A 17,008-nucleotide genomic window follows, 5' to 3' on the forward strand; every position below is an offset into this window, starting at 1 on the left:
TCTTTGCTTTTAATATGTATTTTACAACAATCATCTGTTCTAAAGCTTAGTTTTTAATTATCATTTAGAATCTATACCTTTGCAAAACTAAAAAAATTAAAAGTATGCCGCTAGAATCATCTAAAACAAATCATGAGCAACTTTCATTTAATCAATTTAAAAAGGAAGTTTTACATGATTATAAAATAGCCGTAATTAGCAGAGAATGCAGCCTACTTGGACGAAGAGAAGTACTTACAGGAAAGGCAAAATTTGGTATTTTTGGAGATGGAAAAGAGATTCCTCAATTGGCTATGGCCAAAGCTTTTAAAAAAGGAGATTTTAGATCTGGTTATTACAGAGACCAAACTTTTATGATGGCAATTGGTGAACTTACACCTCAACAGTTTTTTGCCGGATTATATGCACATCCAAGCTTAAAAGATGAACCTATGTCTGGTGGGAGGCAAATGGGAGGTCATTTTCTTACACATAGTTTAGATGAAAATGGTGAGTTTAAAAACTTAACTGAACAATACAATTCAACGGGTGATATTTCACCTACTGCAGGTCAAATGCCAAGAATGTTAGGTGTTGCATATGCATCAAAATTGTTTAGAAGAATTCCCGATTTAGAAAACCCAAAATTTTCTGTTAACGGAAATGAAATATCTTGGGGAACAATTGGTAATGCAAGTACATCGGAAGGTGTTTTTTTTGAAACCATCAATGCTGCGGGTGTATTACAAGTTCCAATGGTTATTAGTGTTTGGGACGATGCTTATGGGATTTCCGTGCCTGCTAAATTTCAAACAACAAAAGAAAATATTTCAGAAATTTTAAAAGGATTTCAAAGAGATGAAAACAATAAAGGTTATGAAATTTTTATAGTAAATGGTTGGGATTATCCTCAACTTATTAATATATATATTAAAGCTTCAAAAATTGCTAGAGAAGAACATGTACCGGTTTTAATTCATGTAAAAGATTTAACTCAACCACAAGGACATTCTACCTCTGGTTCTCACGAACGTTACAAATCTAAAGAGCGTTTAGTTTGGGAAAAACAGCACGATTGTATTGCCAAAATGCGAGATTGGATTTTTGAATTTGAATTACAAGATGAAAAAGGTAATCTTTTAAAGTTTATCGATTCTGAAGCTGACCTTATTCAAATTGAAAAGGATGCTAAAAAATTAGTTTCCCAAGCAAAAAGGGATGCCTGGAATGCATTTTTAACACCTATAAAGGAGCAAAAAATTAGATTAATAAATCTTTTAGAAAAACTTTTATTAAAAAGTGAGAACAAAGTATTTATAAATAAATTAAAAAATGAATTATCAGCTATTTTAGAACCATCTAGAAAAGATCTATTATCAACAGCTAGAAAAGTGGTGGTTTATGTAAGAAATGAAAATTCAATAGAAAAAACACAACTTCAAAATTGGATTACAACGTTTTTAAGTTCGGAACAACCAAAATTCAGTTCACATTTATACAGCCAAACGAGTAAAAAAGTTTCGCATGTAAAAGAAGTTTTACCAACTTATAATGAAAATGCTGAATTGGTTGATGCCAGAATAATTCTAAAAGATAATTTTGATACAATTTTTTCAAAAAATAAAAACGTTTTTATTTTTGGTGAAGATTCTGGAAATATTGGTGATGTAAATCAGGGATTAGTTGGACTGCAGGAAAAGTATGGAAAACTAAGAGTTTCCGATACTGGAATTAGAGAAGCTACAATAATCGGACAAGGAATTGGTATGGCGTTAAGAGGTTTACGCCCAATTGCAGAAATACAATATTTAGATTATTTGCTATATGCAATACAAATATTAAGTGATGATTTAGCATCTCTTCATTATAGAACTGTTGGAACACAAAAAGCACCGCTAATTATAAGAACAAGAGGCCACAGATTAGAAGGTATTTGGCATTCTGGATCTCCAATGGGAGCAATTGTTCATTTATTAAGAGGTATAAATATATTAGTGCCAAGAAACATGACAAAAGCGGCTGGTTTTTACAACACATTGTTGGAATGTGATGAACCAGCATTAGTAGTTGAAAACTTAAATGGATATCGTTTAAAGGAGAAATTTCCTAATAATTTAGGAGAATTTAAAACGCCAATTGGTGTTGTTGAAACAATTAAAGAAGGTACAGATATTACAGTTGTATCCTATGGATCAACTCTAAAAATAGTGGAAGATGTTGTTAAAGATTTAAATCAGGTTGATATAAGTATTGAAATAATTGATATACAAAGTTTACTCCCTTTTGATGTAAATCATGACATTGTTAAAAGTGTTAAAAAAACCAACAGATTAATTGTTATTGATGAAGATGTGCCAGGCGGTGCATCGGCTTATATTTTGAATGAAATATTAGAAAATCAAAATGCTTATGAATATTTAGATAGCAAACCAATAACTTTAGCAGCAAAATCACATAGACCTGCTTACGGTACCGATGGTGATTATTTCTCTAAACCAAATGCAGAAGATATTTTTGAAACAATTTACAGCATTATGCAAGAGACAAATCCATCAAAATTTAAAAAATTATACTAAGAAACAATAGTTACATCCACATAAAACATCAATAAAAACCCCTTCTCTGGGGTTTTTTCATTCCCAAAAACACCAAAATTATATGATAATTATCATGTAATTGATATATATCATACTTTTTACAATAAAATAGCTATAACTTTGAGGATAATAGAATTACAAGTCGATATTCACTCAAAAAATTATTAAAATGGCAAAAGTTAAAGGAGCGATTGTAGTTGATACCGAAGCGTGCAAAGGATGCGAAGTTTGTATTCCGGTTTGCCCAGAAGATGTAATTGGTATGACTTCAACTGTAAATAGAAAAGGATATCATTATGCTTATATGAATAATCCTGAAGCCTGTACAGGTTGTACTAATTGTGCAATTGTTTGTCCAGACAGAGCAATATCAGTATATAGGGTAAAAGTAACTGCATAACTAAAAACATTAATAAAAATGTCAGAATTAAAATTAATGAAGGGAAACGAGGCATTAGCTGAAGCTGCTATTAGAGCAGGTGTTGATGCTTATTTTGGTTACCCGATTACACCACAATCAGAAGTTATTGAATATTTAATGACTGAACGTCCAGAGGATAGAACTGGAATGGTTGTGTTACAAGCTGAAAGTGAAATTGCAGCAATTAATATGGTTTATGGAGCTGCCAGTACTGGAAAAAAAGTATTGACATCCTCTTCTAGTCCGGGAATCTCCCTAAAGCTAGAAGGAATATCTTACTTGGCTGGAGCAGAATTACCTGCTGTTATTGTAAATGTTGTTCGTGGTGGACCAGGTTTAGGAACAATTCAACCTTCCCAGGCAGATTATTTTCAATCAGTAAAAGGTGGTGGTCATGGAGATTATAAATTATATGTATTGGCTCCGGCATCTGTGCAAGAAATGGCAGATTTTGTTGAAGATGCATTTGATATTGCATTTAAATATAGAGCTCCTGTTTTAATCTTATCCGATGGATTAATTGGACAAATGATGGAAAAAGTTTTTCTAAAAGACCAGCAAGAAAGACTAACAGATGAAGAAGTTATAAAAAGACATGACAGTTGGGCTGTAACAGGAAAAACTAATAGAGAAAGAAATATAATTACATCGCTAGATTTACAATCTGAAAAAATGGAAGCTCGTGTTCGTAGATTAATGAAAAAATATGAGCAGATGGAAAAAGAAGATTTACGATATGAAGAATATCAAACTGAAGATGCTGAATATCTATTTGTAGCTTATGGATCAAGTGCAAGAATTGCTCAAAAAGCAGTTCAATTAGCACGAGCAAAAGGAATAAAGGCTGGTTTATTAAGACCAATAACTTTGTTCCCTTACCCAAAACAAGTTTTATTTGATTTAGCGGACCAAGTAAAAGGAATATTAAGTGTTGAATTAAATGCTGGGCAAATGGTTGAAGATGTTCGTCTTTCTGTTGAACATAAAGTGCCTGTTGAACATTTTGGAAGAACTGGAGGAATTATTCACACACCTGAAGAAGTATTAGAAGCATTAGAACTAAAAATAATAAACAATGAATGTATTAGACATCATTAAACCTGAAAACCAAGTATTTTGTAAGTCAAAATTAATGACTGACAATACATTATCATATTGCCCTGGTTGCGGTCACGGAACTGCACATAATTTAACAATGGAAGTAATTGATGAAATGGGAATTTCTGAAGATACCATTGGAGTTGCTCCAGTAGGCTGTTCGGTATTAGCCTATGACTTTATGAATATAGATATAACTCAGGCAGCTCACGGACGTGCACCTGCAGTTGCAACAGCAATAGCGCGTACCTGGCCCGAAAAATATGTATTTACGTATCAAGGAGATGGTGATTTAGCAGCCATTGGTACTGCTGAAACTATTCATGCTTGTAATAGAGGTGAAAATATTGTAATTATTTTTGTTAATAATGGAATTTATGGAATGACTGGTGGTCAAATGGCACCAACTACTTTAGAAGGAATGAAATCTTCAACTTCACCATATGGTAGAGAAATTGAATCAATGGGTTCACCATTAAAAATGACTGAGTTAGTTGCCAATCTTCCAGGTGTGCATTATGTTACGCGTCAAGCGGTACATACACATAAACACGCTCGAAAAGCAAAAAAAGCAATAAAAAAAGCTTTTGAAAACACACGATTAAAAAAAGGGCTATCTTTTATTGAAATCGTTTCAAACTGTAATTCTGGTTGGAAAATGACTCCACTTGAATCAAATATTTGGATGGAAGAAAATATGTTTCCATATTTTCCACTTGGAGATATTAAAGTAAATGGAGTTTTAAAATAAGAAATTATGACAGAAGAAATTATTATCGCAGGTTTTGGTGGTCAAGGAGTATTATCAATGGGAAAAATATTGGCATATTCTGGAATAATGCAAGATCAAGAAGTGAGCTGGATGCCTTCTTATGGTCCGGAAATGAGAGGTGGAACAGCCAATGTTACCGTTATTTTAAGCGATGAAAGAATCAGTTCTCCTTACTTAAAGGTTTTTGATACTGCCATAATCTTGAATCAGCAATCTATGGATAAGTTTGAAGAAAGTGTTAAGCCAGGTGGTATTTTATTATACGAGCCAAATGGGATTTCACAGCATCCTACCAGAACTGATATCAACATTTATCAAATTGATGGGAATAAAATTTCCACTGAAATGGGAAATAAAAAAATATTTAATATGGTTGTTTTAGGCGCCTATTTAAAAATTAAACCCACAGTTGAATTAAACAATGTTATAGAAGGATTAAAAAAGTCTTTACCTGAACGATATCACCATTTAATACCTTTAAATGAAGAAGCAATTACAAAAGGTATGAACAGTGTTAAACTTTATACAATAGAAAATCAAGTTTGCTAAATTAATTAACAGTGTTAATCATTTTTAATATCGGTTATTTTGTAATATCTTTTCCTACAAAATAACCGATTTTATATGGCTTCAATTTTAGTAACTGGTGGCACCGGATTAATTGGCAAATATCTATGCAATTTATTAAGACAAAAAGGACATTCAGTTTCTATTTTAAGTAGAAACAAAACTTCTCAATTAAATACTTTTTATTGGAATGTTGATGCTAATTATATAGACCCAGAAGCTCTAATAAATATTGATTTTATAATTCATTTAGCAGGCGCAGGAATTGTAGATAAACGCTGGACCAAGTCAAGAAAAGTTGAATTAATAAATAGCAGAGTAAATTCAACAAATTTATTATTTGAAAAAATTAAAGAGCATAATCCAAATTTAAAAGGTTTTATTTCAGCTTCAGGAATTGGATATTACGGAGCAACAACCACTGATAAAATTTTTAAAGAAGAAGATAAACCAGGAACCGATTTTATAAGTGAAATTTGTATTCTTTGGGAAAAAGCTGTAAATCAATTTAATTCAATAGGCATAAAAACTGTAATTTTTAGAACTGGAATTGTACTAACAAAAGAAGGAGGAGCACTTGAAAAAATATCCAAACCAATAAAACTAGGTTTTGGATCTGCTCTTGGAAGTGGACACCAATATATGCCTTGGATTCATATTGATGATTTATGTAAAATGTATCTTGAAGCTATTGAAAAAGATAAATTTAATGGAATTTACAATGCTACAGCTCCTGAACATATAACTAATAAAGCATTTACAAAATCTATTGCTAAACTACTGGGAAAACATATTTGGTTACCTAATATTCCTTCTTTTATTCTTAAAATTATATTGGGTGAAATGTCTATAATTTTATTAAAAGGAAGCCGAATTTCTTGTGAAAAGTTAGAAAAATTAAACTTTCAATTTAAATATCCTAAACTAAAAATTGCACTTGAAAACTTAGTTGAAAAATAATTAAAAGGACTCTTTATTTTTCTTTTTAAATGGTCTAATAATTAGTCTTGTTTCCCTATCAAATCGAATGTAGTTATACACCCAATTAAAAAACACAACCGCTTTATTTCTAAAACCAATTAATGACAGTAAATGAACGAACATCCAAACAAACCAAGCAAAAACCCCCTGAAATCTAATCTTTTTTAAATCTACAACCGCTTTATTTCTTCCTATTGTTGCCATAGAACCTTTGCTTTTATATGCATAAGGAATCATAGGCTTATTTTCTAATTGAGCAATAATATTTTTTGCCAATTGTTTTCCTTGTTGCATCGCAGGTTGCGCCATCATTGGATGCCCTTTTGGATAATGAGAAGTTTCCATACAAGCAATATCTCCAATTGCAAATACGTTTTTGTGAGTTTTTACAGCATTAAATTCATCAACTCTAATTCTTGCGGCTCTTTCAATTACACATTCTTGACCCAATCCACCAATAGTGGCTCCTTTTACACCTGCAGCCCAAATTAGAGTGCTGGCTTCGAATGATAATTCTGTATTAGTTTCTACATTATAGCCATTATAATTGGTAACGTGTGTATTTTTCCAAACATTAACTCCAAGTTCAATTAAAAAATCTTCAGCTTTTTCAGAAGCTTTTTCACTCATTGCTTTAAGCAACCTATTACTCCCCTGAACTATATTAATTTGCATTTGTCTTATATCCAAGTCAGGGTAATCGTTTGGTAAAATACCTTTTTTCATTTCAGCCAATGCTCCGGCCAATTCTACACCTGTTGGCCCTCCCCCAACTATTACAAAATTCATTAGAGCATTTCTCTGTTCAAGATCTTTGGTCAGTAATGCATCTTCAAAATTTTCAATTATTAAGCTTCTTAAATTTAAAGATTGAGGCACATCTTTCATTGCCATACTATACTTTTCAATATTAGTATTCCCAAAGTAATTTGTTGTTGAACCCGCAGCAATAATCAAATAATCGTACTTTAATTTACCAATATTTGTATGAATTTTTCTTTTTTCAGTATCCACCTTAGAAACTTCAGCAAGCCTAAAATAAAAGTTTGGTAGATTTTTCATAACTTTTCTAAGTGGATATGCAACAGAATCTGGTTCTAATCCTCCAGTTGCAACTTGGTACAATAAGGGCTGAAAAGTATGATAATTATTTTTATCTATTAAAACAACTTGAATTTCTTGATTTTTCAAACCTTTAACTGCTGCTAAACCTGCAAAACCACCTCCAATAATTACAACACGAGGAAAACTCGTTTTAGGGATATTCATATTACTATCAAAATTAATTTTATTGACAAATTTACTTTTTTATTTAAAATCGCTTTCCAATACTTTGCTTAATTTCCTGTAACGACTTATCAGAATTAATTAACAACCCAATCAATTCTTTTCTTACAACATCAATATTTACATTAAAATATAATGCCCATTTATATTCTTTAAACAATGTTTTTATTTCTTTCAATCTTTTAAGTGCAAACTCCAAAGACATCAAAAAAATAGCTGGATTTTTTACCTCTTTTAATTTATAAATTTTTGCAGATTTTTCTTCAAAATTCACTTCTAAATAAAAATATTTTTCAGAAGATTTTAATGAATGAAAATCCAACCAATTGGCGTACCCCGTATAATAGTACTGATTTTTATATGCTGCAATTCCATTAATTTTCCACCTACAATTAGCAACTCTTCCCCAATGATTTGAATGCCTATAAACTCCTTTCTCTGTATAAAAATACAAACTCCCCGATTTACTTTTAAAATGGACTGATTTCTGATTGAAATAATCATCATTAATCATTTCAAATTCACAATAAGTATGTTTAAAAAAATTGAAATTATGATAATTCTTCAAAGTAAATTTCGCTTTATAAATATTCTCATCAAAAATATCAATTAACTAACTTAGCTACAATTAATTTTACAGGCAAAATCTCTCTTGTATATTCAATACTTGGCCCTGCAACCCATACAGTTTTGTAAGTTGCTTTAGTTGCTGCGTTAGTAACAGCGTTTGTTCCTATTAAAAAACGAATCATTTTCACCCATTTTTTTAATTTTTTATTCTTATTCAAAAATGATTCTATCCAAGTCTGTTTAGTTCCTATTTTTTGAACATATGGAGTATTTATTACGGTACAAGGAGAACCCGAAATACGCTCTGTCATTACAATATCATCTGCTCCATTTTCAATACAAGCTTGCTTATATTCTTCAGTAACATTAGCTTCTTTTGAAGCAATAAAAGGACTTCCTACAGATACACCAATTGCGCCAAAACTTAGCATTTTTTCAACGTCTGCCTTACATCCTACTCCTCCCGCAGAAATTACAGGAATATTGCATTCTGTAACGAGTTGAGTGATTAAATCTTTTGGAGAACTATTCCCTCTATGTCCTCCGGCTTCATTATTAACGGCTATAATTGCATCTGCTCCAAGGATTTCCACCTTTTTAGCAAATTTTAAATCGGTGACATCACAAAAGACTTTAATATTATGTTGATGTGCTTTATTAATAGTTTCTTCAGGACTTCCTAAAGAAGTTATAATAAAATCAGTACCTTCTTCACAGATAACTTCTAATTGCCCTTTATATTTAAGATTCGATTTATTTACAATTAAATTAAATCCAAATGAACCTCCATCAACTTTAGCTTCTTTAAGCTCCTTAATCGAAGCTCTTAATTCTTCAAGTGTTCTATAATTTAATGCAGGAATACAACCTGCAATTCCACTTTTCATAGCTTCAATAACCATTGTGGTATTTGATACTAAAAACATTGGGGCTTGTATAATTGGATACTTAATATTTAAAAGTTGGTTTAATTTAGCTGATTTCATTCTTATGATTTTTTCAAATATACTAAATATTATGCACGCATAGCAAAACGTGCTTAAACAAAAAAAGGCCTCCAATTATGGAAGCCTTTTTAATATTTCAGAAAAGAAAATTAATCTTCTTTTACTTCTTCAAAATCTACATCTTCAACATTATCTCCTTCAGCTTTTGGTTCACCGTTACCTGAAGATTCTCCAGTTGGAGCTCCTTGAGCCTGACCTTCTTGTTCTGCTTTGTACATTTCTTCACTTGCTACTTTCCAAGCTTCATTAATTTTTTCCATTGCAGCATCAATTTGTGCAATATCTTTAGATTCATGAGCTTTTTTCAATTCTGCTAAAGCAGCTTCAATTGGGTCTTTTTTATCTGCTGATAATTTTTCTCCAAATTCTTTTAATTGCTTTTCAGTTTGGAAAATCATAGAGTCAGCTCCATTGATTTTTTCCGCAACTTCTTTAGCACTTTTATCTGCATCAGCATTTGCTTCAGCATCAGCTTTCATTTTTTGGATTTCCTCATCAGTTAATCCAGAAGAAGCTTCAATTCTAATATCTTGAGTTTTCCCTGTAGCTTTATCTCCAGCTGTTACATGAATAATACCATTCGCATCAATATCAAAAGTTACTTCAATTTGAGGAGTCCCTCTTTGTGCTGGTGGAATACCATCTAAATGGAAACGACCAATAGTTTTGTTATCCGCTGCCATAGCACGTTCACCTTGTAATACGTGAATTTCTACTGATGGTTGATTATCTGCCGCAGTTGAGAATACTTGTGATTTCTTAGTTGGAATTGTAGTATTAGCTTCAATTAACTTAGTCATAACATTACCCATAGTTTCAATACCTAAAGATAAAGGTGTAACATCTAATAGCAATACATCTTTAACATCTCCTGATAAAACTCCACCTTGAATAGCTGCTCCAATTGCAACAACCTCATCTGGATTTACACCTTTTGAAGGAGCTTTTCCAAAGAATTTCTCAACAGCTTCTACAACCGCAGGAATACGAGTAGAACCACCTACTAAAATAACTTCATCAATATCACCAGTTGTTAAACCCGCACCTTTCAATGCTGTTTTACAAGGCTCAATTGTTCTTTTAATTAAATCATCAATTAATTGTTCAAATTTTGCTTTTGTTAAACTTCTAACCAAGTGTTTTGGTCCTGAAGCCGTAGCAGTAACATATGGTAAATTAATTTCAGTTGTAGCAGAAGATGATAATTCAATCTTCGCTTTTTCAGCAGCTTCTTTTAAACGTTGTAAAGCCATTGGATCTTTACGTAAATCCATATTTTCTTCAGCTTTAAACTCCTCAGCTAACCAATCAATAATTTTTTGATCTACGTCATCACCACCTAAGTGTGTATCTCCATCTGTTGATAATACTTCAAAAACACCATCTCCTAACTCTAATATAGAAACATCATGTGTTCCACCACCAAAGTCAAAAACAACTATTTTTTGATCAACTCCTTTTTTATCCATACCATATGCCAAAGCAGCTGCTGTTGGCTCATTTATAATACGGCTCACTTTTAATCCTGCAATTTCACCAGCTTCTTTAGTTGCTTGACGTTGTGCATCGTTAAAATATGCTGGAACTGTAACAACAGCTTCAGAAACTTCTGTACCTAAATAATCTTCTGCAGTTTTCTTCATTTTTTGAAGAATCATTGCCGAAATTTCTTGCGGAGTATATAATCTTCCATCAATATCAACACGAGGTGTATCATTATCTCCTTTGACTACTTTATAAGGTACACGTTCTGCTTCCATTTTAGACTCAGAATATTTATTACCCATAAAACGCTTAATTGAATAAATCGTTTTTAAAGGATTTGTAACTGCCTGACGTTTTGCAGGGTCACCTACTTTTCTTTCACCACCTTCAATAAATGCAACAATAGAAGGCGTTGTTCTTTTTCCTTCAGCATTAGGAATTACAACTGGTTCGTTTCCTTCCATTACAGAAACACATGAGTTGGTTGTTCCTAAATCTATTCCTATTATTTTACCCATAACTATTCTATTTATTTTTTATTCTTAAATTTTTTTAACTTACAACAACAAATAGTCAATGATTATGCCATTAAATTTTTTATGTCAAGTTGTCATAATTTAATTTTAACCCTAAGTTTATTTGTCATTTATTATAGGATTATTATTAATAATTTTATAAAAAAGGACATCCATATTTATTCAATAACATATATTTACAGGCTATAATAAATTAATATAAAAGAATGGAGTGTATTTCTGTTTTTGATATGCTTAAGATTGGTGTTGGTCCATCTAGCTCTCACACTTTAGGTCCTTGGCGCGCAGGAGAACGTTGGATAAATCATTTATTGAAAGAAGATCTTTTTAAAGAGATTAATTCTGTAAAAGTTGATTTATACGGCTCACTTTCGTTAACAGGGAAAGGTCATTCAACAGATTTAGCTGTTGTTTTAGGTTTAACAGGTAGTGATCCTGAACAAATACCTATTAATGAAATTCATTCGTTAGTTTCAAAAATTAACCTTGAAAAACAATTAAAATTTGGTAACAGTTTCTTAATAGATTTTGATCCAAAAACTGACATAATTTTTAATAAAGAGTTTTTACCTTTTCATGCCAATGCAATAAAGTTTACGGGCTTTAAAAACAATATTAAAATTTCTTCAGATACTTATTATTCAATTGGAGGTGGTTTTGTTGTTAGAGAAGAGTTAATTCATGCAAAGGAAAATATTGAAATTTTAAAAACATTTCCTTACCCTATTCAAAAAGCCAAAGAATTAGAGTTGTATTGCAAACAAACGCAATTAAAAATTTCAGATATTGTTTTAGAAAATGAACGATCTCTTAGATCAGATATAGAAATTGACTTTGAAATTCAAAGAATTTGGAATACTATGTTAGAATGTATGTATGCCGGATGTCATACAGAAGGTACTTTACCTGGCGGATTAAATGTTAGACGTCGCGCATTTGATATGCACAATAAACTTATTGGTAATTCCATATATAACTCACCAACAGAATGGCTGGAAACCATAAGAGGTACCGAAGTTAAATTTCGTCAAATACTAAAATGGGTTAGTTGTTTTGCCTTAAGTGTAAACGAAGTAAATGCAAGCTTAGGAAGAGTTGTAACAGCACCAACAAACGGAAGTGCTGGTGTAATTCCTGCAGTTTTAATGTACTATATTGTAATTGAAAATCATGAAGCAGATTTTAACCATATAAAACAATTTTTATTAGTAGCGAGTGAAATAGGAAGTCTCTTTAAAAAAGGAGCTACAATTTCAGCGGCTATGGGAGGCTGCCAGGCAGAAATTGGTGTGTCTTCTGCTATGGCAGCTGGAGCTTTAACAGAATTGCTTGGAGGTACTCCAGAACAAGTGTTAATGGCAAGCGAAATAGCAATGGAACATCATTTAGGTTTAACTTGTGATCCTATTGGAGGTTTGGTACAAATACCTTGTATTGAAAGAAATGCCATGGGTGCAATTAAAGCAATTAATGCTGCTGAGCTTGCTTTAGAATCCGACTCTTTAAATGCTAAAGTTCCTTTGGATAAAGTTATTTCTAGTATGTGGGAAACAGCTAAAGATATGAATTCTAAATACAAAGAAACCTCCGAAGGCGGATTAGCGGTTGGAGTAAATCTTTCAGATTGTTAAATTAAATTTAATTTTACGAAGAATATTTTTTATATTTGGTAAAAGGAATATTAATTTAATTAAAAAAAAATTCGTTACTCATGAGTAAATTAGATGAAAAAATAGCACTTTATCAAAGTGAAATGAAAAAATTAGGTATCAAATTTGATGCTGATTTATTAGCAAAAGTAACTAAAGGTTTAGGTCCATCTATCTATAAAAAAGATGCAGAAACTGTTTCTGGTTCAGATGCTAAAGAATTAGGGACTGTAAAAAAGAATTTCTTAATCAAAAAATTAGGACTTTCTGATAGTCCAAAATTAGATAGTGCAATTGAAGCTGTTGTTGAAAAAATGGGTAAATCTAATCGAAATAAATACAGAGCCATTTTCTATTACTTATTGGCAGTAGAATTTAAAAAAGAATCTGTTTATAAATAAAATTATATAAATAAAAAAACCCGCAAGTTGCGGGTTTTTTTATTTATAAGATCTTAATCATCATCACTCTCGTCAGGTATTTCTTCAATATTATTATCATCATCGTTGTCATAAACATCATCAAAGTTATCTTCATCGGCATCATAATCTTCCATTGTCTCTTCTAACTTCAAACTTATTTTAACTAAATAAATAGTATCTTCTGTTCTAACTTCTACAGCTCTTACAGTTTCATCTTTCGCATTTTTAAAAGTGATGATATCTCTATAACCATAGCCCGATGGAAATTTTTCAACTAATAAGTCTAAAATATCGCTAGTTAATTTACTATAATCTACAATTACTCGTTTCATAATCTACATGTCTAACAAATAAGCAAATATTAATGGAGCAACAATGGTTGCATCTGATTCAATTATAAATTTTGGTGTATTGATATCCAATTTTCCCCAAGTTATTTTTTCATTTGGAACTGCTCCGGAATAAGAACCATAACTAGTTGTAGAATCTGAAATTTGACAAAAATAGCTCCAGAAAGGAGTGTCTGTTCTTTCCATATCCTGATACAACATTGGCACTACACAAATTGGAAAATCTCCAGCGATACCGCCTCCAATTTGAAAAAATCCAATTCCATCTTTAGAGTTTTCGGTATACCAATCTGCTAAGAAAGTCATGTATTCAATTCCAGATTTCATGGTACTTGCTTTTAACTCTCCTTTTAAAACATAAGAAGCAAAAATATTACCCATAGTGCTATCTTCCCACCCAGGAACAACCATTGGTAAATTAGCTTCTGCAGCAGCAATCATCCAACTGTTTTTTGGATCTATTTCGTGGTATTGGTCTAATACACCTGAAAGTACTAATTTGTACATAAATTCATGTGGAAAAAAACGTTCTCCTGCATCTTCTGCATCTTTCCAAATTTTAAAAATATGCTCTTGCAAACGTCTAAACGCTTCTTCTTCAGGGATACAAGTATCGGTAACTCTATTCAATCCTTTTTCTAATAAATCCCATTCATCTTGCGGAGTTAAATCTCTATAATTTGGTACTCTTTTATAATGTGAATGTGCTACCAAATTCATGATATCTTCTTCTAAATTAGCACCAGTACACGAAATAATTTGAACTTTATCTTGTCTAATTATTTCAGCAAATATTTTACCTAATTCTGCAGTACTCATTGCTCCTGCTAAAGAAACTAACATCTTAGATCCTTTTGCTAATTGATTTTCATATTCTTTTGCTGCATCTACAACTGATGCTGCATTAAAATGTAAATAATAATTTTCAATAAATTGAGAAATTGCTCCTTTAGTAGTCATTATCTTCGTCTTCAAATTTGGTTGATTTATTATTAGGTTCTTTATAACCGGCTATATCATCATAGTCAGAATCTTCGGTATTTTCAAATTTATAGCTTAACATTTTATAGTACAATTTTGCTGCTAAAAAGTCTGATGATTTATCTTTTTCATTTGGACATAATTCTACAATATCAAATCCAACAACATTTTTCTCTTTAAATATTTTTTGTAAAAAATCTAAAGTTTCATACCAAAACAATCCTCCTGGTTCTGGTGTTCCTGTTGAAGGCATAATTGAAGGATCAAAAGCATCTAAATCAATTGTTAAAAATACATTTTCTGTCATTAAATCAATTGCATTTTCCATCCAATAATCATCAGTAGCCATTTCATGAGCAAAAAACACTTTATCCTTATCCATTATTGTTGTTTCAATAACATCCATGCTACGAATACCAACCTGAATTAAGTTTGTATTTTGGCTTGCTTCATAAACGGCACAAGCGTGGTTGCAAGAAGAACCTTCATACTCTTTTCGTAAATCTGCATGCGCATCAATTTGCACAACAGTTAAATTATTAAAGCATTCATTAAATGCTCTAATTGTACCAATTGAAATGGAATGTTCTCCTCCAAATAACGTTACAAATTTATTTTTTGTAATATATGATTTCGTTATTCCATGAACTGTTTCAACCATACTCTCAGGTGAAGAATTCTCAGTTATTGGATCGGCTAAATAAATACCATTTTTGTACACTTCTGACTTGGTTTCAATATCATAAAGCTCCATATTTTCTGAAGCTTGTAAAAAAGCTTCTGGTCCTTTATCTGCACCTTTTTGCCATGTACTTGTTCCGTCATAAGGAACCGGAATTAAAACTACTTTTGAAGTTTCAATTTTACCGTATTGTTCAGGAATTCCTGCGTAAGTTCTTTTATTCATAACCTAATATTTTTAAAAAATCGCTTGCTGTTTGTTTTTCTTTAAAAACTTTATATTCTAATTTACCTTCGTCGTTTTTTGAAATAATAATATGTTTTGGTTGTGGAATTAAGCAATGCTGTAAACCACCATAACCACCAATTGTTTCTTGATATGCACCTGTATTAAAAAATCCAATATATAAAGGTTTTTCTTCTTTATAGGCTGGCATATAAATAGCATTTATATGTTGCTCCGAATTATAATAATCGTCACTATCGCAAGTTAAACCACCTAATAAAACCCGTTCGTAATTATCGTTCCATCGGTTTAAAGGCAACATAACAAATCGTTTATTTATTGCCCAACTATCTGGCAATGTAGTAATAAACGATGAATTAATCATATTCCAACGCTCTCTATCGTTTTGTTTCTTCTGATATAATACTTTATATAAAGCACCTCCACTTTCACCTACGGTATAACTGCCAAACTCCGTAAAAATATGTGGAACCTTAACTTCAGCTTCATCACAAGCTATTTTAATTTGTGAAATAATTTCATCAATCATATATTGATAATCATAATCAAAAGCTAATGAGTTTTTAATTGGGAAACCTCCACCAATATTTAAGCTATCTAAAGTTGGACAAATTCGCTTTAAATTAATGTAAACTTTTAAACATTTACTTAATTCGTTCCAATAATATGCATTGTCTTTTATACCAGTATTGATAAAGAAATGCAACATTTTTAAATTAACTTTTTTATTTTCTTTTATATCTCTTCTATAAAAATCAACAATATTTTTATAGCCAATTCCTAAACGAGATGTATAAAATTCAAACTTAGGTTCTTCTTCAGAAGCAATTCTAATTCCAATATTTATTTTTTTGCGTAAACCATTGGTTAACAAATCAATTTCTTCATAGTTATCAATTATGGGAATGCAGTTTTTATGGCCTCCGTTTACTAATACTTGTATTTTTTGAATGTATTCATCTCTTTTAAAGCCGTTACAAAGAATAAAGGTTTTATCCGAAATTTTTCCACTCTTTTTTAGATTTTCAACAATATCAATATCAACTGCCGAAGATGTTTCAATATGAATATCGTTACTTAAAGCTTCTTCTAAAACATGCTTAAAATGAGAGCTTTTAGTACAATAGCAGTAATGATATTTTGCTTTGTATTTATTCTTGCGCATTGCTTCTTTAAACCAACCTTTAGCATTTTGAATATTTTCGCTAATTTTTGGTAAATAGGTGAATTTTAAAGGTGTTCCAAATTTTTCTGCTAATTCCATGGTATTAATATCATGAAAATGCAATTGCTTTTTAGAATCAACCTTAAATTCTTCTTGAGGAAAATCAAAAGTTTGATTTATTAAATCAATATATTTTGTGTTCATTTTTACTCT

Annotated in this window: 16 protein-coding genes; 8 read left to right on the plus strand and 8 right to left on the minus strand. The window is 31.2% G+C overall.

The window, feature by feature from the left end; all coding sequences use genetic code 11:
• The first annotated feature begins 104 nt into the window (after positions 1-104).
• The 6 genes from CHB63_RS09755 to CHB63_RS09780 all read left to right on the plus strand — a co-directional run bounded on the left by CHB63_RS09755 (position 105) and on the right by CHB63_RS09780 (position 6,394).
• The gene (locus CHB63_RS09755) at positions 105-2,555 is read left to right on the plus strand and encodes an alpha-ketoacid dehydrogenase subunit alpha/beta (RefSeq protein ID WP_089378278.1); all 2,451 of its coding nucleotides are present in this window, start codon (positions 105-107) and stop codon (positions 2,553-2,555) included.
• A 190-nt stretch (positions 2,556-2,745) separates the two neighbouring features.
• Positions 2,746-2,976: a 4Fe-4S dicluster domain-containing protein gene (locus tag CHB63_RS09760; RefSeq protein ID WP_089378279.1), complete on the plus strand. Its 231-nt coding sequence runs from the start codon at positions 2,746-2,748 to the stop codon at positions 2,974-2,976.
• An 18-nt stretch (positions 2,977-2,994) separates the two neighbouring features.
• Entirely contained in the window at positions 2,995-4,095 is a 1,101-nt protein-coding gene (locus CHB63_RS09765; protein ID WP_217898407.1) for a 3-methyl-2-oxobutanoate dehydrogenase subunit VorB, read from the plus strand.
• On the plus strand, positions 4,073-4,846 hold the full coding sequence (locus tag CHB63_RS09770) for a thiamine pyrophosphate-dependent enzyme (RefSeq protein WP_089378280.1): 774 nt from the start codon (positions 4,073-4,075) through the stop codon (positions 4,844-4,846). Before CHB63_RS09765 ends, CHB63_RS09770 begins: the two co-directional genes overlap by 23 nt.
• 6 nt (positions 4,847-4,852) lie before the next feature.
• Positions 4,853-5,416 carry a 2-oxoacid:acceptor oxidoreductase family protein gene (locus tag CHB63_RS09775; protein WP_089378281.1) on the plus strand — a complete coding sequence of 188 codons (564 nt, stop codon included), beginning with the start codon at positions 4,853-4,855 and terminating at the stop codon, positions 5,414-5,416.
• 75 nt (positions 5,417-5,491) lie between these two features.
• Positions 5,492-6,394 carry a TIGR01777 family oxidoreductase gene (locus tag CHB63_RS09780; protein WP_089378282.1) on the plus strand — a complete coding sequence of 301 codons (903 nt, stop codon included), beginning with the start codon at positions 5,492-5,494 and terminating at the stop codon, positions 6,392-6,394.
• Here the strand turns inward: CHB63_RS09780 and CHB63_RS09785 are convergent, their stop codons facing one another.
• From CHB63_RS09785 to dnaK, 4 genes are all read right to left on the minus strand, one after another.
• Positions 6,395-7,684: an NAD(P)/FAD-dependent oxidoreductase gene (locus CHB63_RS09785; RefSeq protein WP_089378283.1), complete on the minus strand. Its 1,290-nt coding sequence runs from the start codon at positions 7,682-7,684 to the stop codon at positions 6,395-6,397.
• 43 nt (positions 7,685-7,727) lie between these two features.
• Positions 7,728-8,270, minus strand: a complete 543-nt coding sequence (locus tag CHB63_RS09790) for a hypothetical protein (protein WP_141107294.1) — start codon at positions 8,268-8,270, stop codon at positions 7,728-7,730.
• Between the two features lie 37 nt (positions 8,271-8,307).
• A complete protein-coding gene (locus CHB63_RS09795; RefSeq protein WP_089378285.1) occupies positions 8,308-9,258 on the minus strand; it encodes an NAD(P)H-dependent flavin oxidoreductase in 951 nt (316 codons plus the stop codon).
• A 110-nt stretch (positions 9,259-9,368) separates the two neighbouring features.
• Positions 9,369-11,282 carry a molecular chaperone DnaK gene (dnaK, locus tag CHB63_RS09800; RefSeq protein ID WP_089378286.1) on the minus strand — a complete coding sequence of 638 codons (1,914 nt, stop codon included), beginning with the start codon at positions 11,280-11,282 and terminating at the stop codon, positions 9,369-9,371.
• Between the two features lie 224 nt (positions 11,283-11,506).
• On the opposite strand from dnaK, the gene CHB63_RS09805 reads away from it, so the two are divergent.
• Positions 11,507-12,931, plus strand: a complete 1,425-nt coding sequence (locus CHB63_RS09805; RefSeq protein ID WP_089378287.1) for an L-serine ammonia-lyase — start codon at positions 11,507-11,509, stop codon at positions 12,929-12,931.
• Positions 12,932-13,011: 80 nt separating this feature from the next.
• The gene (locus CHB63_RS09810; RefSeq protein ID WP_089378288.1) at positions 13,012-13,350 is read left to right on the plus strand and encodes a DUF2853 family protein; all 339 of its coding nucleotides are present in this window, start codon (positions 13,012-13,014) and stop codon (positions 13,348-13,350) included.
• A 53-nt stretch (positions 13,351-13,403) separates the two neighbouring features.
• Here the strand turns inward: CHB63_RS09810 and CHB63_RS09815 are convergent, their stop codons facing one another.
• The 4 genes from CHB63_RS09815 to CHB63_RS09830 are packed head-to-tail and all read right to left on the minus strand — an operon-like array spanning position 13,404 to position 16,999.
• Complete coding sequence (locus CHB63_RS09815) at positions 13,404-13,703, minus strand: hypothetical protein (RefSeq protein ID WP_089378289.1); 300 nt, start codon at positions 13,701-13,703, stop codon at positions 13,404-13,406.
• 3 nt (positions 13,704-13,706) lie between these two features.
• Entirely contained in the window at positions 13,707-14,681 is a 975-nt protein-coding gene (locus CHB63_RS09820) for a deoxyhypusine synthase family protein (protein ID WP_089378290.1), read from the minus strand.
• Entirely contained in the window at positions 14,671-15,609 is a 939-nt protein-coding gene (speB, locus tag CHB63_RS09825) for an agmatinase (protein ID WP_089378291.1), read from the minus strand. Before speB ends, CHB63_RS09820 begins: the two co-directional genes overlap by 11 nt.
• Positions 15,602-16,999: a type III PLP-dependent enzyme domain-containing protein gene (locus CHB63_RS09830; protein WP_089378292.1), complete on the minus strand. Its 1,398-nt coding sequence runs from the start codon at positions 16,997-16,999 to the stop codon at positions 15,602-15,604. Before CHB63_RS09830 ends, speB begins: the two co-directional genes overlap by 8 nt.
• Between the last annotated feature and the right edge of the window lie 9 nt (positions 17,000-17,008).

The sequence above is a fragment of the Lutibacter flavus genome (assembly GCF_900188355.1).
Lineage (GTDB): Bacteria > Bacteroidota > Bacteroidia > Flavobacteriales > Flavobacteriaceae > Lutibacter > Lutibacter flavus.

What these genes read in the sequence shown, in the direction of transcription:
- CHB63_RS09755 (WP_089378278.1), top strand. Translation starts at nt 105, where the DNA reads ATGCCGCTAGAATCATCTAAAACAAATCATGAGCAACTTTCATTTAAT.
- CHB63_RS09760 (WP_089378279.1), top strand. Translation starts at nt 2,746, where the DNA reads ATGGCAAAAGTTAAAGGAGCGATTGTAGTTGATACCGAAGCGTGCAAA.
- CHB63_RS09765 (WP_217898407.1), top strand. Translation starts at nt 2,995, where the DNA reads ATGTCAGAATTAAAATTAATGAAGGGAAACGAGGCATTAGCTGAAGCT.
- CHB63_RS09770 (WP_089378280.1), top strand. Translation starts at nt 4,073, where the DNA reads ATGAATGTATTAGACATCATTAAACCTGAAAACCAAGTATTTTGTAAG.
- CHB63_RS09775 (WP_089378281.1), top strand. Translation starts at nt 4,853, where the DNA reads ATGACAGAAGAAATTATTATCGCAGGTTTTGGTGGTCAAGGAGTATTA.
- CHB63_RS09780 (WP_089378282.1), top strand. Translation starts at nt 5,492, where the DNA reads ATGGCTTCAATTTTAGTAACTGGTGGCACCGGATTAATTGGCAAATAT.
- CHB63_RS09785 (WP_089378283.1), bottom strand. Translation starts at nt 7,684, where the DNA reads ATGAATATCCCTAAAACGAGTTTTCCTCGTGTTGTAATTATTGGAGGT.
- CHB63_RS09795 (WP_089378285.1), bottom strand. Translation starts at nt 9,258, where the DNA reads ATGAAATCAGCTAAATTAAACCAACTTTTAAATATTAAGTATCCAATT.
- dnaK (WP_089378286.1), bottom strand. Translation starts at nt 11,282, where the DNA reads ATGGGTAAAATAATAGGAATAGATTTAGGAACAACCAACTCATGTGTT.
- CHB63_RS09805 (WP_089378287.1), top strand. Translation starts at nt 11,507, where the DNA reads ATGGAGTGTATTTCTGTTTTTGATATGCTTAAGATTGGTGTTGGTCCA.
- CHB63_RS09810 (WP_089378288.1), top strand. Translation starts at nt 13,012, where the DNA reads ATGAGTAAATTAGATGAAAAAATAGCACTTTATCAAAGTGAAATGAAA.
- CHB63_RS09815 (WP_089378289.1), bottom strand. Translation starts at nt 13,703, where the DNA reads ATGAAACGAGTAATTGTAGATTATAGTAAATTAACTAGCGATATTTTA.
- CHB63_RS09820 (WP_089378290.1), bottom strand. Translation starts at nt 14,681, where the DNA reads ATGACTACTAAAGGAGCAATTTCTCAATTTATTGAAAATTATTATTTA.
- speB (WP_089378291.1), bottom strand. Translation starts at nt 15,609, where the DNA reads ATGAATAAAAGAACTTACGCAGGAATTCCTGAACAATACGGTAAAATT.
- CHB63_RS09830 (WP_089378292.1), bottom strand. Translation starts at nt 16,999, where the DNA reads ATGAACACAAAATATATTGATTTAATAAATCAAACTTTTGATTTTCCT.